This is a genomic window from Bradyrhizobium daqingense, assembly GCF_021044685.1.
GTDB lineage: Bacteria > Pseudomonadota > Alphaproteobacteria > Rhizobiales > Xanthobacteraceae > Bradyrhizobium > Bradyrhizobium daqingense.
The window spans coordinates 1,052,534-1,073,013 of sequence record NZ_CP088014.1; the positions used below are offsets into that span (position 1 = coordinate 1,052,534).

Below are 20,480 nucleotides of genomic sequence, written 5' to 3' on the forward strand. Positions count from 1 at the left end.
GCCATATCGACCGGGCACCCTGCGCGTTGCGGCGCAATATATGCAAAAACCGCCAAAAAACAATGTGTTCTTTGGCGGTTGGTTGACTGAATTTTGTCCGGGAATCTCCGGTGCTTACGGCCCGGTCCGGGGATGGGGAGGAGCCTTCCGCCCCCTGATCGCCGCCCAGATCAGGGCGACCCCGCCGATGCCGATGACCAGCCCCAGAAAAATCAGCGACGCGATGTCGGATGGGATCTGCCCACCGTCGACCACCGACATTCCGCCGAAAAGCAGCGCACAGAAGCCGGGCAGCAGCATGATGATCCCAAAAACCACCATGAGTGCCGTCAGGCAGCCGTGCCGCTTTTGCATCGGCGGCGAGGGCGGCGGTACCGGGGGCGCCGGCGGCGGTGTGTCGCTGATGCTCATCCCTGCAGGACTCCTTCGCTCGCCTGCGCGGTCAGCGCCGCGCGGATGCCGTCGATCTTGCCGTTGCGGTAGAACAGATTGTAGGTGTCGAACGGAATGATCGCGCCCTGCTCCGTCACGAAATGGATGCAGCTGCGCTTGACGTTGCCGACGCAGAAATTGAAGCGGTCGAGGAATTGCACGATGGTGACGCGGAAGACATTCTCGTACGAGAGCCCGTCCGGCACCTGAAAGCTCGGCAGGCAGCACAGCAATTCGCAGACCCGTTCGCTGGTGTTCAATGGCCCCGACGACAGCGAGAACAGATCGACGAATTTTTCCCGCAGCACCGGATATTTTTCCGGGCTGATCGTGTTGGGCATCACCGCCACCAGCTGCTCCTGCGGTATCAGCGAGGTCAGCGGCAGCACCTTCTCGCCGTTGCGCAGGCCGTAGCCGATCGAGATGCTCTCGGGATTGCAGGGCAGCGGGATCATGTCCTTGTCGCCGAACACGCCGGTCTCGACGACGCGCTGACGGATCTCCGATAGCATGATGCGGTCGGTGTTCTTGTCGAAATTCTCGTTGCGGCCGGCGTCCTGCACCGGCTGCAGCGTGACGCCGCGCACGCATTTCCATGTCAATGCATGGCGGACGATGTCGCCGATCTCGGCATCGTTGACGCCGCGCTTGATGGTCGCCACCAGCGTGGTCGACACGCCAAAATGCTCGAGATTCTCCAGCGCCTGCTGGCGGATCTTGCGCAAATCCGCGCCGCGCAGATTGATCAGGGCGTCGCGCTGCAGCGAATCGAACTGCAGATAGACCTCCAGCCCGCGCCTGTTCTCGGCGAGCCGCGCCACGAAATCCTTCTCGCGGGCGATGCGCAGGCCGTTGGTGTTGATCATGACGTGACGTATCGGCCGTGCGCGCACGGCGTCCAATATCTCGAAGAAATCCGGGTGCAGCGTCGGCTCGCCGCCTGAGATCTGCACGAGGTCGGGCTCGCCTTCGCTGGCGACCAGCGCGTCCAGCATACGCTCGACCTTCGCGAGCGGTGTGAAGCGGGTTCGGGCGGGCGAGGATTCGGCGAAGCAGACCGGGCAGGTGAGATTGCAGTGCTCGGTGATCTCGATCAGCGCCAGGCAGGAGTGCTGCTCGTGGTCGGCGCAGAGGCCGCAATCATAGGGGCAGCCGAATTCCGTGCGTTGCTGGAATTGCAGCGGGCGGTCGCCGGGCTTGATGAAATCCTTGCACAGGCGCCAATAGGCGGCGTCCGTCGACACCAGCGTCGACTGCACGCCGTGCTGCTTGCAGCGCTTTTCGTACCAGACCTCGTTACCGAGAATCTGGATCTTGGTCGGCACCAGCGTCAGGCAGTTCTCGCAGAGAGACTGGGTCTGCCCCCAGAAGATATAGGGACGCGACTTACGCAGCGGCGCGTTCATGCAGGGATCTCGCTTTGGGCGCCGTCGCCAGTATGACGACGGCGTAGAGCAGGATGGACAGCGACAGCAGGTGAAACAGCGTGAACGGGCCGATCAGCGTGCCATAGGGCTTGAGGAATTCCCACAGGAAGCGCTGCGCTCCATAATAGACAAGGACGAGGTAGAAACCATTGGTGACCACAAATCCGTTCCGGTTCAAGACCGTCGCGACATAGAAGGTCGCGAACAGGGCCATGGCCGCGCTCTCGTAGAGCTGCACGGGATGACGAAGGACGCCATCGCCGAAATCATGGGCCCAGGGCAGCGTGGTCGGCGTACCGTAGGTGAAGTCGTCGAGGCCCGCGAAGTAGCAGCCGAGCCGGCCGATCGCGATGCCGAGCGCCAGCGGTAGTGCAAAGCGGGCACCGGTTCGTACGGTTATACCCGCCGACCATTTGTAGAGCTCGATCGCCACGATGCCGCCCGCGAGCGCGCCCTCAACCGACCGTGCAATGCCGCTCTGGCCCGACAGCCATAGATTGGCTGAGCCGAACCCATAGGCGCCGAGGCCTGCGCCGAACACCAACGCGGCGATGTAGGGCATTTCGAAGGCTTGCGCCGGAAACGCCAGGCGGCGCCGCGACAGCCAATAGACGGCAGCGGCCGCCACCAGCCACGCCGCGATGTCGAAGATGGTGTGAAGGAAAGCCCCGCCCATGCGGGCATAGTAGCGCAGGTTGGGGCTGCGCGGGATAGTGCGCCCGCCTCCTCTTCACGGCGGACGAGTGGACGGCCCGCTATCCCGCCTCCCGCTCCTCAGTGGGATAGACCCCGCGCAGCACCTCCTCGAAATGCATCTTCACGGCGTCGTTGCAGAGGCAGGCGCGCATGCGCAGGCCATCGCGGCTACGGACCAGGATCGAGCCGCGCCGGGTGTCGAGCACGCCTTCGGCCTTGAACGACTGCAGCACGCGGCTCGCATAGCTGCGGCCCACCCCGAGCAGCGTTGCAAGCTGCTCATGTGTCAGCGGCACGCTGTGCTCGTCGCCGGTCCGCTCCATCGCGGCCAGGATCCATTTGGCCGTGCGCTGTTCGATCGAGTGGATGGCGTTGCAGGCGGTCGACTGGAAGATCTGCGCCAGCATGCAGTCGGCATAGCGGGCGAAGATGTTGCGCAACGACGGCGAGCGCGCCTTGGCTGCTTCCAGCTTGCCGACGTGAATGCGCGCAAACGGCCCGCCGAACTTCACGCAGATGCGGGTATAGGCCGGCAAAAATCCCTCGCTGACGATGCCACCCACCGCGCCTTCACGGCCGACCAGAATGGTCTCGACATCGCGGCCGTCCTCGTTGGGGACGAGAAAAGTCGCGAGCGAGGGGCCACAGGGGAAGTGGACGACCTGGACGTCGTCGCCGGGATTGTACAGCAGCTGGCCGGCCGCGCAGTCCTCGAAGGAGACGTGCGATGCGAGCAGTGCGTAGTCTGCCGCGCGCAGGCGCCGTAACAGATTGTTGGCCGGTCGGCTCTCGACCTCGTTCGTACTGCCGATACGCGCATCCATCGTGAAACCCCTGTCCGCCTCCCACAATACCGAGTTCCGCCCGTTTCCTGTGTGCACAACTGAACAGACTGAAGAACTGTGATGTGGTGGGTTTCGTTCCGGGAACCCTCCGACGCGCTGGGCGCAGGCGTCGTGTCGTGGCTGTCCTGATCAGAAAATCTCTCGCTTCAGGATGCGACCATGGCACCCGCACTTCCCGACGACTCGCCCTGTCCTGCCGACGTCCTGGTCGTGGAGGACGATCCAATCATTGCAATCGATTTCGAGGACCGTCTGCTTGGCTTTGGCGCGACACATGTGCGCACCGCCGGGTCGGTGACGCAGGCGCTGGACGCAATCGAGAAGCGTGCCCCCCATTTCGCGCTGCTTGACGTTGAGCTGATCCGCGAGAAGAGCTTTGCGGTCGCCGAGCGACTGGTCGCGCTGAACATTCCGTTCGTCTTCGTCACCGGCTATGGCGCCGAGACCGGGATTCCGCCCGAATTCGCGGCGCGGCCGCGACTGCAAAAGCCGTGCTCGAGCGAGGCGCTGGAAGCCCTGCTGCGAGCGCACCGCGCCTGAGCGTCAGGCCAATTTCGGGTCGAGCGTGGTCGACCACAATGCGACGTCGGCGCGGTCGCGCAGGGTCACCGTCATCTGCCCGGAGGCGCCGTCGATCTTGACGTGGCCGAAAAACTGCATGCCGGCCGACGGTGGCAGGTTCTGGCTGTCCTTGCCCGGTGCCTTGATGAAGCGCACCTCCGGGCCGAACGTGTTGTCGAGCGCATTCGGGCCGAAGGTGCCCGCGTGCAGTGGCCCCGAGACGAACTCCCAGAACGGCTCGAACTCCTGGAACTGCGCCTTGTTGGGATCGTAGTAGTGCGCGGCGGCGTAGTGCACGTCCGCCGTCAGCCACACGGTATTGCTGATCGGCGCCATCTTGATGAAGCGCAGGATGTCCGCGATCTCGAACTCGCGGCCGCGCACCGGGCCGTCGCCTTGCGCGAATGCTTCCGAGCCGTCCTTCGACGTGTCCGGGACGACGAGGCTGAGCGGCATGTCGGAGGCGAGCACCTTCCAGGTCGCGCGCGAGTTGAGCAGACCGCGCTTCAGCCAGGCGATCTGGTCGGGTCCGAGGAAGTAACTGGCCGGGCCGTATTCCGCCTCCAGATTGGGGCCGTTCGCGCCGCGGTAGCTGCGCTCGTCGAGCACGAACACGTCGAGATGCGGGCCATAGGGGATATGGCGATAGACCCGGCCGGGCTCGTTGATGCTCTCGCGCATCGGGTACATCTCGTGGAAAGCGCGGGCCCCTCGCGCAGCGAGCAGCGCGATGTTGCGCTCCTTGTAGGCCGCCGGCAGCTCCTTGGAGAGCGACCAATTGTTGGTCACCTCGTGGTCGTCCCACTGCACGAAGATCGGCACCTCGGCATTGAAGGCGCGGAGGTTGTCGTCGGTCAGATTGTATTTGTGCGCGGCGCGGTACTCGTCCAGCGTCTCCGCGACCTTGGCCTTCTCGGGAATGGTGAGGTTCTTCCAGGTCTTGCCGTCGGCAAGCCTCACCTCGGACTGGATCGGACCGTCGGCATAGATGGTGTCGCCGGAATGCAGGAAGAAATCCGGACGATGCTTGCGCATCGTGGCGAAGGTGACCATGCCGCCGTCATCGGGGTTGATGCCCCAGCCCTGGCCGGCGACGTCGCCGCCCCAGACGAAGCTGATGTCGCGGCGATCGGCCGGTGCCGTGCGGAAGCGGCCGGTCACCGCTTCGCCTTCGACCGCGCTGTGCGCGAGATCGCGGAAGCGAACGCGGTAAAAGATGTCCTGGCCGGCGGGCAGATGTTCAACCAGCATCTTCGCGGTGAAGTCGCTCTCGGGCAGCGCCGCGATCGGCGGCAATGCGCGGGCATTCCTGAACGTATCAGTCGTCGCGACCTCGACCAGCATCTGCGCCGGCCGGTCGGTGCGCGCCCACACCACGCCGCCGCTGGCGGTGACGTCGCCCGATTGCACGCCGTGGGTGACAACTGGCCGGTCCGCGGCGCGCGAGAGAGAGGGCATCGCGATCGTGCCGAGCGCGCCGGCACTGCTGGTGAGGAAGCGGCGGCGGGAGAATTTGATGTTCATGAGGGACCGTCTCGTATCGCTTGGCATGGCCGTTGAGGCGGCAAGCCAGACGCTATATTGAGACAATGTGACGCAGCGATTACGCCTGCAAGCCGTCAGGCGTTGCCGGCGGCCCTGAACTGCGCGCCTGCGCGTTGCAGGTTCGGCGGCAGGCTGAACAGCACCGCTTTGCGGTCGGCGACGGCGGCATGGAATTGGTCGAGCGCGATGTTGAAGGCGGTGAGCGCGGCTTCCTCGATCGCGCCGTGATCGAAGCAGCGCAGGGTGTCGCGCAGGATCTCGTCGGCCTCGGTCTGCATCTGGTCGAGCTCTTCGGTGGTCTCGCATTTGCGAGCCGCGGCGATCATGTCGAGCAGGCGTTCGCGCTGGTGGTTGTTGTTGTCGCGCTCGTCCTTCTTCAGATAGCCGGCGAACCAGGCGCCGACCGAGCCCATGGCCGAGAGCGCCATCAGGCTCCACCAGATGTAATCGCTGTATTTGTCGAGGAAGGTCTTCTCCTCGCCATCGACGAAGGCGGCGGCGCCGGGATGCACGGGAATAACCGCATCCTTGTCGGTGTCGGGCGTTTCGATCTTCGCTGCCAGTGGGAATTCCGTCACCAATTGCTGCCGCACCGAGAAGAGCTGGCGGGTGAACGCCGCGATGGTGGTGTCGGACACGCCTTTGCGCGCCACGATGTGGTGCGCGAAACTGATGGTTTTGACCTCGTCCTCGGGTCGATCGGGCGAGCCGCCGTAAGTGCCTGCGGGGATCTCGGCCGCTTCATAGACCGGATGGTTCTGCGCGATCGCGTCGGCGGAATCGATGGCGAGGAAGGTCGGTGTGCCCCCCTCCTTGACCGACGCTGTGATCGCGTCCGCCGTGATCTTGCTGTTGACGGGACCGGCCGCGAGGTAGACGTCGGTCTTCTGCGCCTTGATCGCCTCGGCAACCTCGTTGACCGGGAACTGCACGATCTCGACCTTGGCGGGGTCGACGCCATATTGGTGGAGGATCACCTTGAGCAAATTGACGTTGGCCTGGGTGCGGCCCACGACGCCGATGCGATGGCCGCCGAGCTGCGAGATCTTGGTGATCTTCGCGCCCTTCTTCTTGCCCTTGGCCTGGACGGACCACAGCGCCACGACGTTCTTGCGCAGCGTTGCGACCGCCTGTGCGTTCTTGGGCACGTCGAGGTCGCCGCGCACGATCGCGAGGTCGACCTTGCCCTCCGCAAGCGCATTGGCGCTGGCGGTGGCGCCATCGGTCTGGATCGGGCGCAGCCGCACATAGCTCTTGTGCTGCGCGAAACCCTGCGTCAGCGCCTGCACCACCTTGACGTCATCGCTGTTGGCGGGACCGACCGCGATCTTCAGCGTCACCGGTCGCATCGCGAAATAGTAGCCGCCGACAAGCGCCCCGACGATGGCAAGCACCAGCGCGAGAGTCACGAGCGCCGTCTTCCGCGCCGCGGAGCGCGGCGAAGGCGGAGAGGGCGTTTCGGCCAGGTTCGATCCCCCGGTCATCGATCTCCCAAACAGGCGCTTAGGGCTCAGTTTCATCTTGGCCGGCGATTTACGCCGGCAATTGTAGCAAATTTCTTGTCCGGCGGGGTTACATCTGCGTCATGGTTAGCGATGGGGCAAATCCCGTATGAACCCAGGCACCCAGACGGTGTTAGGGTAAAGTTCCCCTGAAGACGGAGGCAATGATGGCAGAGCGGCTGACAGCGGAGGCGCGCAAGCAGGCGCTGGGCGCCATACCCGGATGGGGCGAGATTCCCGGCCGTGACGCCATCGGGAAGACCTTCGTTTTCAAGGATTTCAACCAGGCCTTCGGCTTCATGACCCGCACGGCGCTGATCGCCGAGAAGATGGATCACCATCCCGAATGGCGCAACGTCTACAAGACGGTCGAGGTCGTGCTGTCGACCCATGACGCCGGCGGCGTCACCGCGCTCGACATCGAGCTCGCCAAGGCGATGAACGCGATCGCCGGATGACGTCAGCTTGGCGTCTTGCGGCACCCGGCCTGATCCCCATCTTGTGATCAGCAGGTGAAGCGGCAAAGCGCCGTTCCGGCTGAACGGGGAGTTCTTGAGGATGGCTGCCGAACACAGCGTCGGTTTCGAGCCGGCCGATCGGCTCGCAGAGGACCGTGAAGGCGTTCGCCGCCGCTTCTGGCGCAAGCTGAAGCGCGTCGCTGCGCAATTGCCGTTCGCGGAAGACCTGCTCGCCGCCTATTACTGCGCCTTCGATCGCCAGACGCCGCGCCACGTTCAGGCTTCGCTGCTCGGCGCGATCGCCTATTTCGTCCTGCCGTTCGACTTCGTCGCCGACGTGATGCCGATGCTCGGCTTCGCCGATGATGCCGCCGTGCTCGCCACCGCGATCCGCATGGTCGCCGGCCACATCACGACCGAGCATCGCGATGCCGCCCGTGCCGCGCTGAAGCGCGGGCTGGATGAGGCGGACGGAGAAGCCAAAACCTAGAAGGGCTTACCACAAGCGCGCTGTCATTCCCCACGAAGGCGGGGAATCCAGTACGCCGCGGCCTCTCGGTCCAATCACTGCAGTTCCTGGAGTACTGGATCGCCCGGTCGAAGCCGGGCGATGACGGTTGAGTGTGTTGAAGCGGCTGCCTGCGGCTGCCCCATCCTCACGGATGCAGGATCACCTTGCCCATCGCCTGACGTCCGGCCAGCACCTTCAAGGCGTCGGCGGTCTGAGCCAGCGGGAAGGTGCGATCGACATGCGATGAGATTTTGCCTTGCGCGGTCCACTTCACGAGCTTCTCGAGATTGGCGCGGTTCTTCTCCGGATTCTGCCGCGTCCAGGCGCCCCAGAACACGCCGCGGATGTCGCAGCCCTTCAGCAGCGCGAGGTTCAGCGGCATCTTCGGAATGTCGCCGGCGGCAAAGCCGATCACGAGGAAGCGTCCTTCCCAGGCGATCGAACGCAGCGCCTGCTCGGCATAAGCACCTCCCACCGGATCGAAAATGATGTCGACACCCTTGCCGCCGGTGAGCTTGCGCAAACCCTCCTTCAGATCTTCCTTGGCGTAGTTCAGCGTCAGCTCGGCGCCGTGCGCCTTGGCGAATTCGAGCTTCTCGTCGGAGGAGGCGCAGGCGATCACCTTCAACCGCATCAGCTTGCCGAGCTCGCAGGCCGCAAGGCCGGTGCCTCCGGCCGCGCCCAGCACCGCGAGCGTCTCGCCCGGCTTCGGGCTGGCGCGATCCTCCAGCGCATGCAGCGCCGTGCCGTAGATGATGATGATGCCGGCCGCGCGGTCGTAATCGAGATTGTCCGGAATCTTCACGATCGATGCCGCCGGCAGCGCGATCTTCTCGCGCGCGCCGTTGTGGCCGCATGACGCCACCACGCGATCACCGACCTTCAGGTCGGTGACGCCCGCGCCGATGCTCTCGATCACGCCGGCGACCTCGGCGGCCGGCGAGAACGGGAACGGCGGCTTGATCTGGTACTTGCCCTGGATCATCAGGATGTCGAAGAAGTTCAGCGCCGCCGCCTTGATCGCGATCACGGCTTCGCCGGGGCCCGCCACCGGATCCGGCACGTCAGCCAGAACGAGATCGTCGGGCTGGCAATATTGCGAGCAGAGGATGGCTTTCATGGCGGCACCTTGAGGCGTTTCGAGTGGAATTATAGCTGGTCCGGTTTTGCCGGATTTAGGTCGGCCCGACAATCCGGTTTCTTTGCTCAAAGCGATGAGCAGTTCTATCCTCACGTCATTGCGAGCGCAGCGAAGCAATCCAGAACCCGTGCCGCGGAAATAAATTGAATTGCTTCGCTGCGCTCGCAATGACGGGAGTGTGGAACGACGAGGATTCAAACGATGTTTGAAACAGGCCTGCTCGAGAACAAGCGTATCCTCGTGACCGGCGGCGGCTCGGGCCTTGGCGCTGCGATGGGACGTCGTTTCCTCGCGCTCGGCGCGGAGCTGGTCATCTGCGGCCGCAAGCGCGACCGGCTCGAGACGGCGGCCGCGCAGATGCGCGAAGAGACCGGCGGCAAGGTCACGACCATCGCCTGCGACATTCGCGACGGCGCCGCCGTCGATAGCATGATGGACGCGATCTGGCGCGAAGCGCCGCTCGATATTCTCGTCAACAATGCCGCCGCGACCTTCATCGCGCAGAGCGAGCACCTGTCGTTCCGCGCCGCGGACGCGATCCTCGCGCCGACGCTGCATGGCGCGATGTATTGCACGCTGGCCGCCGGCAAGCGCTGGATCGAGGGCAAGCATGGCGGCGTCGTGCTCTCGATCCTCTCGACCTCGACCATCACCGGCCGCGCCTTCACCGTGCCGTCGGCGATGGCGAAGTCGGCGGTGCTGGCGATGACCAAGAGCCTGGCGGTGGAATGGGGGCCGAAAGGCATCCGCACCGTCGCGATCGCGCCGGGCCCGTTCCCGACCGCCGGGGCGTCGGGCCAGCTCCGTCCCGAGGGCCGTGACGACAGCTGGGCCGCGCGCAATCCGCTGGGCCGCGTCGGCGAACACGGCGAGCTTGCCGACCTCGCCAGCTTCCTGGTCTCGGACCGCGCCGGCTACATCAATGGCGAGATGGTGGTGATCGACGGTGGCGCACATTTGCGCAGTTCCGGCGCCGAGGACCTACTCGGCTGGAGCGAGGCGCAATGGGCCGAGCAGCGCGCCGCGCGGGGCAAAAGCTAGCTGTTGTCATCCTGCTAACTGCCTTCCCAAATTGGACTTTCCCGGCTATCCCTGCCGGGGGACAAAGCACGGCCGGGCCATCTTCCAGTCACAATATTGAGGGAACCACTCCAGCCATGTGGCGGGTGCTGATTTTAGCTTTGATGACTGGCGTGATGGCCGGTGGGGTCACCGACTCCGCGCGGGCGCAGACGGCGCAACCGGCGCCGAAAGCTGCACCTAAAGAGGCTGCGCCGAAATCGGCTGCCCCGGCGGCGGCCCCCACGACGGCGAAGACGACTGCAAAGCCCGAGAGCAAACCAGCGACCCCGCCTCCTGCGGTTGCGGGTGGCGCGGAGCCGACTTTGATCGGCCAATTCGGCACCTGGGGCGCCTATTCGGCGACGCCCAACGGCAAGAAGGTCTGCTTCGCCCTGGCCAAGCCCTCGTCCTCCAAGACAAACCCGCCGAACCGGCCGCGTGACCCCGCCTATGCCTTCGTGTCGACCCGGCCGGCGGAGAAGGTCAACAACGAAGTCTCGGTCATGATCGGCTACGCGCTGAAACCGGGCTCGGAATCCACGGCCGAGGTCGGCGGCGCTGCTTTCGCAATGTATACGCAGGGCGACGGCCTGTGGATCAAGAACGCGGCCGAGGAGGAGCGGATGGTCGAGGCCATGCGCAAGTCCGCCGATCTCGTGGTCAAGGGCGTCTCGGCCAAGGGCACCGAGACGACCGACACCTTCTCGCTGAAGGGCCTAGCCCAGGCGCTCGACCGGATCGCGCAGGACTGCAGGCGGTAAGGCTGCCGGCGGTAAGACTAAGCCACGGCTACGGTCGCAATCGGCGGTCCCGATTGCTATATAGGGCCGGTTCCACAATTTCGGCCGTCATGGCCGGGCTTGACCTGGCCATCCACGCGCAACCACGATTGACGAAAGACGTGGATGCCCGGGTCAAGCCCGGGCATGACGAATTCAAACAGCAGTAATCCCAGGTCCATTCAATGCAACCGACTGCCGAGCCGCACAACGCAACATTGGTGGAGAAGACTCCACTCGAAACCTATGTGCCGCCGGCCAGGCCGTCGTTGATCGGCCTGTCGCGCACCGAGCTTGCCGACCGTCTCGGCGAGATCGGGGTGGCGCCGGCGCAGCGCAAGATGCGCGTGCAGCAGCTGTGGCACTGGCTCTATTTCCGCGGCGTCCAGAGTTTCGACGACATGACCTCGATCTCGAAGGGCATTCGGGCCGAGCTCGCGCAGTACTTCACCGTCGACCGTCCCGAGGTCGTGGCCGAGCAGATTTCCAACGACGGCACCCGCAAATGGCTGCTGCGTCTGCCGAGCGGCGACAATGTCGAGCGCGCCCATGAAGTCGAGTGCGTCTACATCCCCGAGACCGATCGCGGCACGCTCTGCGTCTCCTCGCAAGTCGGCTGCACGCTGAACTGTTCGTTCTGCCACACCGGCACGCAGCGCCTGGTGCGCAATCTCACCGCCGGCGAGATCGTGGGACAGGTGATGGTCGCGCGGGATCGCCTCAATGATTGGGCCGATCGCGAGGATGGCACGCGCCGCGTCACCAACATCGTGATGATGGGCATGGGCGAGCCGCTCTACAATTTCGACGCGGTGCGCGATGCGCTGCTGATCGTCGGCGACAACGAGGGCATCGGCATCTCCCGCCGCCGCATCACGCTCTCGACCTCGGGCGTGGTGCCCAACATCGTGCGTGCGGGCGAGGAGATCGGCGTCATGCTCGCGATCTCGCTGCATGCGGTGCGCGACGAGCTGCGCAACGAGCTGGTGCCGCTCAACCGCAAATATCCGATCAAGGAGCTGCTGCAGGCCTGCCGCGACTATCCCGGCGCCTCGAATGCGCGCCGCATCACCTTCGAATATGTGATGCTCAAGGGCGTCAACGATTCGCTCGATGACGCGAAGCTGCTGGTGAAGATGCTCAAGGGCATTCCGGCCAAGATCAATCTGATCCCGTTCAATCCCTGGCCCGGCACCGCCTATGAATGCTCGGACTGGGACCAGATCGAGAAATTCTCCGAATACATCTTCAATGCCGGCTATTCCTCGCCGGTGCGCACCCCGCGCGGCCGCGACATCCTCGCCGCCTGCGGCCAGCTCAAGTCGGAGACCGAGAAGCTCTCCGCCCGCGAGCGCCAGGCGCTGCGCGCCATGGCGATGACGGATTAGTCTGTTATGCCCACGCTCTCGCATCCTCGTCATTGCGAGGAGCGTAGCGACGAAGCAATCCAGACTGCCTCCGCTGACGCATCTCTGGATTGCTTCGCTGCGCTCGCAATGACGATGAGGATGGCGTGATGTTCCTGATCGGCCGCCTCGTCGTCATCTTCATCGGCTTCCTCGCCGCCTGCTTCGTCGGCGGCATGATCGTCGTGGTCGCGCTACTGTTTCCGGAGTTCGCCGATCTCGGTGCGGGGCCCGTCGATCAGGGCACGATCGAGATCCTGCTCGGCTTCGGTTTCATCTTCGTCTCGGGCTTTGCCTTGGTGCCGGCGGCGGTGATCGTCGCGATCACCGAGGCGCTCTACATCCGCAGCGTGCTCGCTTATGCCGTCGGCGGCGGCCTCGTCGGGCTCGCCTGCTATCTCGGTCTCGTGCCCTTCCACCCCGACACGTTCCAGTTCGAGGGCATCGTGCGGCGGCATCTGGAGATCATGACGGGCGCGGGCATCGCCGCCGGCGTGGTCTACTGGCTGATCGCCGGCCGCAACGCCGGTGCCTGGCGCGAGCCGCCACCCGCGCGGAGACCGCCGCCGCCATTGCCGTCGCAGTCCCGGCCGGATGCGCGGTGAGGGTTTTCATCTGCGCTCCGCTCCGCTAAACCGCGCGCCATGAACCGCACTGGACTCTTCATCGCCCTGACGCTGTGGCTTTTGATCGGCGTCGTTTTCGGCCTTTATCCCGAGCTCGATCTCAAGCTCGCCGCGCTGTTCTTCGATCCCGCGACCAACACCTTTCCGCTCAAGCTGAACGGCTGGGCCAGTTTCGCGCGGGATGCGGCGATGTGGATCGCCTGGGCATTCGTGTTGCCGTCGCTGGTCGCGCTCGTGGTCAAGTTGATCCGCCCGGACCGGCCGCTGCTGGTGTCGGGTCGTGCCATGGTGTTCCTGCTGGTCACGATCATCATGTCGGCCGGCATCCTCACCAACCTGACCTTCAAGACCTATTGGGGACGTCCGCGTCCGGTGGTGGTGACGCAGTTTGCCGGCGAGCAGCAGTTCGTGCCCTGGTGGGACCCGCGCGGGGACTGCGCGCGCAACTGCTCGTTCTTCTCGGGCGAGGGCGCGACTGCGTTCTGGACGCTGGCGCCGGCCGCGCTGGCTCCGCCGGCATGGCGGCCGCTCGCTTATGCCGGCGCCGTGGTGTTCGGCGCCCTCACCAGCGGCCTGCGCATGGCCTTCGGCGGACATTTCTTCACTGATGTGGCGATTGCCGGCCTCGTCAGCTTCGTCGTGATCTGGTTCGCCTTTGCCCTGATCTACCGCTGGCCGCGGACGCGGTTTTCGGACGAGGCGGTCGATGCAGCCCTGACCCGTCTGGCCATGCCCGGCTACCGGCTCCGCCAGCGCCTGTTCGGCCGCAAGCCCGCCCCCGAGACCTCGGTTTGAGCCCATTAAATGGGTGCCGAGTCCTGCGAAATTTGATATTCGCGCGGTCAAACCCGCCCCTAGACCAGCCCTTGAGACCCGATTGGAAGCGCCATGACCACGATCCTGAAAAGCCTGCCCAAGGGTGAGAAAGTCGGTATCGCTTTTTCCGGCGGCCTCGACACCTCAGCGGCGCTGCTCTGGATGAAGCAGAAGGGCGCGCGCTGCTACGCCTACACCGCCAATCTCGGCCAGCCGGATGAAGCCGACTACAACGAGATCCCGCGCAAGGCGACGGAGTTCGGCGCCGAGAAGGCGCGGCTGGTCGATTGCCGCACGCAGCTCGTCCACGAGGGCATTGCCGCGATCCAATCTGGCGCCTTCCACATCTCGACCGGCGGCATCACTTATTTCAACACCACTCCGCTCGGCCGCGCCGTCACCGGCACGATGCTGGTCGCCGCAATGAAGGAAGACGGCGTCAACATCTGGGGCGACGGCTCGACCTTCAAGGGCAACGACATCGAGCGCTTCTACCGCTACGGCCTGCTCACCAATCCCGGCCTGAAGATTTACAAGCCCTGGCTCGACCAGCAGTTCATCGACGAGCTCGGCGGCCGGGCCGAGATGTCGGCGTTCATGACCGCGCAGGGCTTTGCCTACAAGATGAGCGCCGAGAAGGCGTATTCGACCGACAGCAATCTGCTCGGCGCGACGCATGAGGCCAAGGATCTCGAGAGCCTCGACAGCGGCATCAAGATCGTCAACCCGATCATGGGCGTGCCGTTCTGGCGCGACGACTGCAACGTCAAGGCCGAGAAGGTCGTGGTGCGTTTCGAGGAGGGCCAGCCGGTCGCGCTCAACGGCCAGACCTTCTCTGATCCCGTCGCGCTGTTCCTCGAGGCGAATGCGATCGGCGGCCGCCACGGCCTCGGCATGAGCGACCAGATCGAGAACCGCATCATCGAGGCCAAGAGCCGCGGCATCTATGAAGCGCCCGGCATGGCGCTGCTGCACATCGCCTATGAGCGCCTCGTCACCGGCATCCATAACGAGGACACCATCGAGCAGTACCGCATCAGCGGCATGCGCCTCGGCCGCCTGCTCTATCAGGGCCGCTGGTTCGACTCGCAGGCCCTGATGCTGCGCGAGACTGCGCAGCGCTGGGTCGCGCGTGCCGTCACCGGCGAAGTCACGCTGGAGCTGCGCCGCGGCAACGACTATTCGATCCTGAACACGGAAAGTCCCAACCTGACCTATGCGCCGGAGCGGCTCAGCATGGAGAAGGTCGAGGATGCCGCGTTCACGCCGGCCGACCGCATCGGCCAGCTCACCATGCGCAACCTCGACATCGCCGACACCCGCACCAAGCTGAAGCTCTACAGCGACACCGGCCTGCTCTCGGGCAGCGAAGGCTCGCAGATCTTTCAGCTCGAAAGCGACAAGGGTTGATTGCAGCCCGATCGGGCTAGGAACCGAATTGCCGGGATCGATAGTCTCGCGCGGCGGATAGCCTGCGCGAGCAGCGCGACATTGTGCGCCACCAACGGCCCGAGACCGAGGGCCGGCATGACGCGACTCACGATGAGAGCGGCCGTGCAAATGATGGAGCGATCAATGGCAAGATACAGATGCGACCTGCCGCAGCACCGCGGTGGGATCTTTCTGACCGATGGCGGCATGGAAACCACCCTGATCTTTCACGAAGGGCTGGAGCTGCCTCATTTCGCGGCTTTCGTGCTGCTCGACAGCGCGGATGGTCGCGCGCATCTGAAACGTTACTACGAAGCCTATCTCCACATCGCGCGGCAGCATGGACTCGGCTTCGTGCTCGACAGCCCGACCTGGCGCGCCAACCCTGATTGGGCTGCCAAGCTCGGCTACGATGCGGCCGGGCTCAAGGCCGTCAACATGCGCTCCATCCGATTTCTGGAGGAATTGCGCGGCGAATGGGAGGCACCCGGCTCACCTTGCGTGATCAACGGCGCGATCGGCCCGCGCGGCGACGGCTACAAGGCCGGCAACATGGACGCGGCGGAGGCGGAAGCCTACCACTCGGCCCAGATCGCGGCCTTCGCCGAGGCAGGCGCCGACATGGTGACCGCGTTCACGCTGAACAGCATCAACGAAGCCGTCGGCGTCGTGCGCGCGGCCAGGCGGCAGGACATTCCCGTTGCTATCTCCTTCACCGTCGAGACGGATGGTCGCCTGGTCAGGGGGGAGTCCCTGCGCGAAGCGATTGAAACTGTCGACAAAGTGACGGAGCGGGCTTGCGAATATTTCCTGATCAACTGCGCGCACCCGACCCATTTCGAGAGCGCGCTCGCGGGGGGCGAGGCGTGGGTCCAGCGCATTCATGGCGTCAGAGCCAATGCGTCGACCAAAAGCCATGCCGAGCTGGATGAGTCGGAGACGCTCGACAGTGGTGATCCCGTCGATCTCGGCCGCCGATACCTTTCGCTCAGGCGCGCCTTCCCCGGCATGCGGATTCTCGGCGGCTGTTGCGGCACCGATCACCGGCATGTTGCCGCCGTTTGCGAGGCCTGCCTGTCGCCAGAGGCGCTGACCACGTGATGCAGTTGAGAGGGCCGGTATCGCCCCCGGCCTTCGACCCGTTGCCCATTTGTCTCGCGCCATATGTGATGACGGTGTCATTCTCGATCGCTACGCTTTCTGTTCCTATCGGAACTGGATTGCGGAGCACCGCCCATGATCAAGAATTCGGCCCTCGCCTCTCTCGTCGTCCTCTGTTGGACATCGTCTCTGTCGGCACAGACGATCTATCCGATTGATCGCGCCGAGATCCTGGCCGGCGCCCAATTCGACTTCAAGGTCGAGCTCCCCGGGCTGGTCGATCCCGCCAAGCTGAAGGTGACGGTCAACGGCGCGGATTATGCCGGCGCGTTCGGCCGTTCCGGGACCTTCATCGAGCGCGAGGACGGCAAGGATCAGTCGGCCCTGATCCTGCGCGATGTCACGCTGACCAAGCCCGGCAGCGTCGCCGTGGAGGTGAGCGACGGCACGCGCCAGCGCAGTGTCACATGGACCGTCTACGACACCGGCCCGCGCAAGGCGAAGAACGTCATTCTGTTCATCGGCGACGGCATGTCGCCGGCGCATCGGATCGCCGCGCGAATCCTGTCCAAGGGCATCGCGGAGGGCAAGAGCCGCGGCAAGCTCGCGATCGACGACATGCCTCATATGGCGCTGGTGGCAACCGCCGGCTCGGACTCGATCATCACGGATTCCGCGAACTCCGCGAGCGCCTATGCGACCGGGCACAAGAGCGCCGTCAACGCCCTCGGCGTCTACGCGGATCGCTCTTTGAGCGCGTTCGACGATCCCAAGGTCGAAACCATCACGAGCCTTGCCAAGCGCCGGCTCGGCATGGCGATCGGCATCGTCACCAATACCGAGGTCGAAGACGCGACGCCCGCCGCGATGGTCGCGCACACCCGCCGGCGCGCCGCCTATGACGAGATCGTCGAGCAGTTGTTCGCGGCGAAGCCGGATGTGCTGATGGGCGGAGGCAGCGCGAACTTTCTGCCGAAGTCGGCCGCCGGCTCGAAGCGCAAGGACGAGACCGACTACGTCGCGAAGTTTCGTGACGCCGGCTATCAGGTGGCGACCACTGCGGGTGAGCTCAGCGTGTCTGCCGCAAAGCCGGAGACCAGCAAGCTGCTCGGCCTGTTCGCCACCGGCAACATGGACGGCGTGCTGGATCGCAAATTCCTCAAGGGCGGCGGCGTCAAGAAATTCCCCGAGCAGCCCGATTTGACCGAGCAGGTGCAGGCCGCGCTGAGCATTCTCGCGAAGAACGAGAACGGCTTCTTCCTGATGGTCGAGTCCGGCATGATCGACAAATATGCGCATTTGCTCGACATGGAGCGCGCCGTCTACGACACGATCATGCTCGACAACGCGGTGCGCCAGACGCGTGAATGGGCGCGGGCGCGTGGTGAAGATACCCTCATCCTCGTGGCGGCGGACCACAATCATCCCAACAGTCTCGTCGGCACGGTGAATGATGACATGGGCACGGCGCCCAACGTTCCCTTGCGCGAGCGCGTCGGCGTGTACGACAAGGCCGGATTTCCCAACTACCCGGCGGCGGATGCGGAAGGCTATCCGTCACGGGTCGATGTCAGCCGGCGGCTCGCCATCTTCTCGGCCAGCCTGCCGGATCACTACGAGACGTTTCGTCCGAAGCTCGACAATCCCAATGAGCCGACCGTCAAGGCCGGCGACGACGGAACCTTCAAGGCCAACGACAAGTACAAGGATGTGCCGGGCGCGGTGCTGCGGCCGGGCAATCTGTCGGCGATGATTGGCGCCAGCGTGCATTCCGGCGAGGACGTCATCCTGACCGCGACCGGACCGGGCAGCGAGCGCGTGCAGGGGTCGATGGACAATACCGAAGTGTTTCGCGTCATCGCCGATGCGCTCGGACTTGCCGCCGCGCAGTAATGGCGAGACACCAAACAAAAAATGGCCGGGATTGCTCCCGGCCATTTCCTTTTGCGAAGGGTTTTACTGGCGCGGCGGAGGCGGTGCCGCGCTGGCCTGGTCGCCGTTGAGCAGCGGCGTGATGCGACGGACGGTGACGCGCCGGTTGAACAGGCTCGGTCCTTGAGTCTGCTCCTTCAGGTACTGCTCGCCATAGCCCTGCGAGGTCAGGTTCTCCGCGGGCACGTTGAACTGCTGGGTCAGCAATTCAGCTGCGGCCTGCGCGCGGCGATCGGACAATGACAGATTGTCGACCTCGTTGCCGACCGCATCGGTGTGACCCTCGATCAGGAACACCTCCTGCGGGTTGGCCTGAATCGCCTGGTTGATACCGTCGGCGATCACCTGAAGCCGCGCCGCCTGATCCGGCGGAATGGTCCACGATCCCGTTTCGAAGTTGATCGTGTTGACGTCGATGCTCGGCATCTGCATGCGAACATTGGGGCTGTAGCGGATCTCGTCGAGCGAGTAGCGCCGATCGATCCGCTGCACCGGCGGGGCGCGCATCGTCTCGTAGATCACCTGCGGCGACGCGTCCTGGGCGTCGACGATGTAGCGATCGTAGGGGATGCTGACCACCGGCGGCGGGACGTCGACATAGAAGCCGCCGACCGCGCGCGGATCGCGGTAGCTGTTGTCGATGATGATAACTTCACGCCCGCGGGGATCCCTGCGGATGCGCCGCATCAGCCGGCCATCGGTGCCGACGACGGTGATGATCTCGCTGCCGTCTGGACGAATCACGACCGTGCGGGTTTCGCCGCCAACGGTGTCGGTGCGGATGTCGCGGGCGCCGTAGCGGAAGCGGTAGAGATCGTTGCCGCGGACATAGGCCTGCCCGCCCGGATCGCGGACGATGATGCGGTCCGGCTCGGTGTAGATGGTGCGGCCGCCTTCGATGGTCTCGCGTCGCTGGCTGTGGAGGTCGGCGATGGTCGCGCCGATCACGGCACCGGCCACTACGCCTGCGCCGACTGCGAGCGGCGTCAGGTCACGCTGCTGCGGACGCGGCGGTGGCGGCAGAGGCGTTGCGATCGTCGGCGCGGCCCGGAAGGCCGGCGCGACGGTCGGCGGCCTGTATTGTGCCCTGTCTGGTGGCGGAGCTGCCGCCGCTGAACCGGGGACTACCGAGGGCGCTGCGACGCCAGCGGGAGGTGCCGGCGGGCGGGGCGGGGCGCCGGCCTGCGGAGCCGTGGCCGGAGCTCCGGCTGCGGGTGCACCCGCCGGTGGCGTGCCGCCCTGCTGGCCGGGGGTCGGCGTCGCCGTCGGGGCTACGCCCGGTGCCGGTGCTGCGCCGGGACGTCCGGCTGGCGGAGTCGGGGTGCTGCCGGGCGCCGGGGTGGCCGTCGGAGCGGGCGGTGCGCCGGGAGCCGGCGTCGGCGATCCCGCAGCCGGAGGCGTGCCGGGACGCACGCCGGGCGGAGGTGCGCCCGGACGACCCGGCGGTGGCGCGGGGGGCGTGCTGCCGGGAGCCGGGGTCGCGGTCGGTGCGGGAGACGTTGCGGGTGCAGGCGTGGTCGCCGGCGCAGGTGCACCTGGACGGGCCGGTGGCGCGGCTGTCGGAGCAGGGGGTGTCGCCGTCGGCGCAGGCGTCGGCCGTCCTGCAGGACCCGCTGCGGGAGGCGGCGGAGGCGGAGGTGGCGTCGGGGTCGGGTGCGCGGCAGGGGGCGGCGTGGGAGGCGTGCGCTGCTGCGGAGCCGCGGCGGGAGGCGGTGGCGGAGGTGTGGGAGCCGGGCGTGCGGCGGGTGGAGAATGCTGCTGCGGGGCCGCGGCCGGGGGTGGCGCAGGCTGCTTCGGAGCAGCAGCCGGCGGAGGTGGCGGCGGCGGCGGAGCCGGACGGGCCGCAGGTGGAGGCGGCGGTGGCGGCGGAGCCGGACGAGCTGCGGGCGGGGGTGGCGGCGGCGCAGCCGGGCGCGGCGGCGCGGCAGCCGGCGGAGGCGCAGCGGGTGGAGGTGCGGCGGGGCGTGCCGGTGCCGCGGGCGGAGCTGCCGCTGGTCCCTTCGGCGGCTGCTTCGCTTTTTGGTCAGCCTCTGGCTGGGCCTGGGCGACAACGAGCGGCGGCGCACTTTGCGCATGCGATGCGGAGCTTGCGAATTGCATCGCGGTCAGAGCCGTCGTTGCAAGCAGCACGAGACGAAGGTTGGTCATGATGGTGAACTTCCCCGGAAGGTTCTTTGACGAAGTGTTGGGATGAACAGCTACGCGTTAG

At 65.6% G+C, this 20,480-nt stretch carries 19 protein-coding genes; 11 read left to right on the forward strand and 8 right to left on the reverse strand.

The features are described 5' to 3' along the window. Positions 1–114: 114 nt before the first annotated feature. From LPJ38_RS04845 to LPJ38_RS04860, 4 genes are all read right to left on the reverse strand, one after another. Entirely contained in the window at positions 115–411 is a 297-nt protein-coding gene (locus LPJ38_RS04845; protein ID WP_145630309.1) for a hypothetical protein, read from the reverse strand. Beyond that, the gene (locus LPJ38_RS04850; RefSeq protein ID WP_145630308.1) at positions 408–1,838 is read right to left on the reverse strand and encodes a radical SAM protein; all 1,431 of its coding nucleotides are present in this window, start codon (positions 1,836–1,838) and stop codon (positions 408–410) included. Before LPJ38_RS04850 ends, LPJ38_RS04845 begins: the two co-directional genes overlap by 4 nt. Continuing rightward, entirely contained in the window at positions 1,819–2,535 is a 717-nt protein-coding gene (locus LPJ38_RS04855) for a prolipoprotein diacylglyceryl transferase (RefSeq protein ID WP_145630307.1), read from the reverse strand. Before LPJ38_RS04855 ends, LPJ38_RS04850 begins: the two co-directional genes overlap by 20 nt. Before the next feature lie 79 nt (positions 2,536–2,614). Further along, positions 2,615–3,379, reverse strand: coding sequence for a Crp/Fnr family transcriptional regulator (locus tag LPJ38_RS04860; protein ID WP_167520331.1), 765 nt, complete (start codon positions 3,377–3,379; stop codon positions 2,615–2,617). A gap of 180 nt (positions 3,380–3,559) precedes the next feature. Between LPJ38_RS04860 and LPJ38_RS04865 the strand changes: the two genes are divergently transcribed. Then, a complete protein-coding gene (locus tag LPJ38_RS04865) occupies positions 3,560–3,940 on the forward strand; it encodes a response regulator (protein WP_145630305.1) in 381 nt (126 codons plus the stop codon). A 3-nt stretch (positions 3,941–3,943) separates the two neighbouring features. Here the strand turns inward: LPJ38_RS04865 and LPJ38_RS04870 are convergent, their stop codons facing one another. Together LPJ38_RS04870 and LPJ38_RS04875 are read right to left on the reverse strand one after the other, a co-directional pair. Next, positions 3,944–5,485, reverse strand: a complete 1,542-nt coding sequence (locus LPJ38_RS04870; protein WP_167520330.1) for an alkaline phosphatase D family protein — start codon at positions 5,483–5,485, stop codon at positions 3,944–3,946. A 95-nt stretch (positions 5,486–5,580) separates the two neighbouring features. After that, on the reverse strand, positions 5,581–7,026 hold the full coding sequence (locus tag LPJ38_RS04875; RefSeq protein ID WP_145630303.1) for a TAXI family TRAP transporter solute-binding subunit: 1,446 nt from the start codon (positions 7,024–7,026) through the stop codon (positions 5,581–5,583). A 149-nt stretch (positions 7,027–7,175) separates the two neighbouring features. Between LPJ38_RS04875 and LPJ38_RS04880 the strand changes: the two genes are divergently transcribed. Next, entirely contained in the window at positions 7,176–7,466 is a 291-nt protein-coding gene (locus tag LPJ38_RS04880) for a 4a-hydroxytetrahydrobiopterin dehydratase (RefSeq protein ID WP_145630302.1), read from the forward strand. Positions 7,467–7,566: 100 nt separating this feature from the next. Then, positions 7,567–7,956: a YkvA family protein gene (locus LPJ38_RS04885; protein WP_145630301.1), complete on the forward strand. Its 390-nt coding sequence runs from the start codon at positions 7,567–7,569 to the stop codon at positions 7,954–7,956. 166 nt (positions 7,957–8,122) lie between these two features. Here LPJ38_RS04885 and LPJ38_RS04890 read toward each other — a convergent pair whose 3' ends face one another. Continuing rightward, the gene (locus LPJ38_RS04890) at positions 8,123–9,097 is read right to left on the reverse strand and encodes an NADPH:quinone oxidoreductase family protein (protein ID WP_145630300.1); all 975 of its coding nucleotides are present in this window, start codon (positions 9,095–9,097) and stop codon (positions 8,123–8,125) included. Between the two features lie 222 nt (positions 9,098–9,319). Here LPJ38_RS04890 and LPJ38_RS04895 point away from each other — a divergent pair, with 222 nt between their 5' ends. From LPJ38_RS04895 to LPJ38_RS04930, 8 genes are all read left to right on the forward strand, one after another. Beyond that, entirely contained in the window at positions 9,320–10,159 is an 840-nt protein-coding gene (locus LPJ38_RS04895) for an SDR family oxidoreductase (protein WP_145630299.1), read from the forward strand. Between the two features lie 116 nt (positions 10,160–10,275). Further along, the gene (locus LPJ38_RS04900; protein ID WP_145630298.1) at positions 10,276–10,941 is read left to right on the forward strand and encodes an invasion associated locus B family protein; all 666 of its coding nucleotides are present in this window, start codon (positions 10,276–10,278) and stop codon (positions 10,939–10,941) included. A gap of 203 nt (positions 10,942–11,144) precedes the next feature. After that, a complete protein-coding gene (gene rlmN / locus LPJ38_RS04905) occupies positions 11,145–12,347 on the forward strand; it encodes a dual-specificity RNA methyltransferase RlmN (RefSeq protein ID WP_145630297.1) in 1,203 nt (400 codons plus the stop codon). 128 nt (positions 12,348–12,475) lie between these two features. Then, positions 12,476–12,970 carry a hypothetical protein gene (locus tag LPJ38_RS04910; protein WP_145630296.1) on the forward strand — a complete coding sequence of 165 codons (495 nt, stop codon included), beginning with the start codon at positions 12,476–12,478 and terminating at the stop codon, positions 12,968–12,970. A 39-nt stretch (positions 12,971–13,009) separates the two neighbouring features. Further along, the gene (locus tag LPJ38_RS04915) at positions 13,010–13,786 is read left to right on the forward strand and encodes a phosphatase PAP2 family protein (RefSeq protein WP_145630295.1); all 777 of its coding nucleotides are present in this window, start codon (positions 13,010–13,012) and stop codon (positions 13,784–13,786) included. Between the two features lie 93 nt (positions 13,787–13,879). Beyond that, the gene (gene argG / locus LPJ38_RS04920) at positions 13,880–15,217 is read left to right on the forward strand and encodes an argininosuccinate synthase (RefSeq protein WP_145630294.1); all 1,338 of its coding nucleotides are present in this window, start codon (positions 13,880–13,882) and stop codon (positions 15,215–15,217) included. Positions 15,218–15,382: 165 nt separating this feature from the next. Further along, positions 15,383–16,339: a homocysteine S-methyltransferase family protein gene (locus LPJ38_RS04925; RefSeq protein WP_145630293.1), complete on the forward strand. Its 957-nt coding sequence runs from the start codon at positions 15,383–15,385 to the stop codon at positions 16,337–16,339. Positions 16,340–16,474: 135 nt separating this feature from the next. Beyond that, positions 16,475–18,232 carry an alkaline phosphatase gene (locus LPJ38_RS04930; RefSeq protein ID WP_145630292.1) on the forward strand — a complete coding sequence of 586 codons (1,758 nt, stop codon included), beginning with the start codon at positions 16,475–16,477 and terminating at the stop codon, positions 18,230–18,232. Positions 18,233–18,295: 63 nt separating this feature from the next. Here LPJ38_RS04930 and LPJ38_RS04935 read toward each other — a convergent pair whose 3' ends face one another. Continuing rightward, a complete protein-coding gene (locus tag LPJ38_RS04935; protein WP_145630291.1) occupies positions 18,296–20,419 on the reverse strand; it encodes an OmpA family protein in 2,124 nt (707 codons plus the stop codon). Between the last annotated feature and the right edge of the window lie 61 nt (positions 20,420–20,480).

Coding starts and splice junctions, on each gene's coding strand:
- LPJ38_RS04910 (WP_145630296.1), top strand. CDS start 12,476: ATGTTCCTGATCGGCCGCCTCGTCGTCATCTTCATCGGCTTCCTCGCC.
- LPJ38_RS04855 (WP_145630307.1), bottom strand. CDS start 2,535: ATGGGCGGGGCTTTCCTTCACACCATCTTCGACATCGCGGCGTGGCTG.
- LPJ38_RS04890 (WP_145630300.1), bottom strand. CDS start 9,097: ATGAAAGCCATCCTCTGCTCGCAATATTGCCAGCCCGACGATCTCGTT.
- LPJ38_RS04870 (WP_167520330.1), bottom strand. CDS start 5,485: ATGAACATCAAATTCTCCCGCCGCCGCTTCCTCACCAGCAGTGCCGGC.
- LPJ38_RS04865 (WP_145630305.1), top strand. CDS start 3,560: ATGGCACCCGCACTTCCCGACGACTCGCCCTGTCCTGCCGACGTCCTG.
- rlmN (WP_145630297.1), top strand. CDS start 11,145: ATGCAACCGACTGCCGAGCCGCACAACGCAACATTGGTGGAGAAGACT.
- LPJ38_RS04895 (WP_145630299.1), top strand. CDS start 9,320: ATGTTTGAAACAGGCCTGCTCGAGAACAAGCGTATCCTCGTGACCGGC.
- LPJ38_RS04935 (WP_145630291.1), bottom strand. CDS start 20,419: ATGACCAACCTTCGTCTCGTGCTGCTTGCAACGACGGCTCTGACCGCG.
- LPJ38_RS04925 (WP_145630293.1), top strand. CDS start 15,383: ATGGCAAGATACAGATGCGACCTGCCGCAGCACCGCGGTGGGATCTTT.
- argG (WP_145630294.1), top strand. CDS start 13,880: ATGACCACGATCCTGAAAAGCCTGCCCAAGGGTGAGAAAGTCGGTATC.
- LPJ38_RS04915 (WP_145630295.1), top strand. CDS start 13,010: ATGAACCGCACTGGACTCTTCATCGCCCTGACGCTGTGGCTTTTGATC.
- LPJ38_RS04850 (WP_145630308.1), bottom strand. CDS start 1,838: ATGAACGCGCCGCTGCGTAAGTCGCGTCCCTATATCTTCTGGGGGCAG.
- LPJ38_RS04875 (WP_145630303.1), bottom strand. CDS start 7,026: ATGAAACTGAGCCCTAAGCGCCTGTTTGGGAGATCGATGACCGGGGGA.
- LPJ38_RS04860 (WP_167520331.1), bottom strand. CDS start 3,379: ATGGATGCGCGTATCGGCAGTACGAACGAGGTCGAGAGCCGACCGGCC.
- LPJ38_RS04880 (WP_145630302.1), top strand. CDS start 7,176: ATGGCAGAGCGGCTGACAGCGGAGGCGCGCAAGCAGGCGCTGGGCGCC.
- LPJ38_RS04930 (WP_145630292.1), top strand. CDS start 16,475: ATGATCAAGAATTCGGCCCTCGCCTCTCTCGTCGTCCTCTGTTGGACA.
- LPJ38_RS04845 (WP_145630309.1), bottom strand. CDS start 411: ATGAGCATCAGCGACACACCGCCGCCGGCGCCCCCGGTACCGCCGCCC.
- LPJ38_RS04885 (WP_145630301.1), top strand. CDS start 7,567: ATGGCTGCCGAACACAGCGTCGGTTTCGAGCCGGCCGATCGGCTCGCA.
- LPJ38_RS04900 (WP_145630298.1), top strand. CDS start 10,276: ATGTGGCGGGTGCTGATTTTAGCTTTGATGACTGGCGTGATGGCCGGT.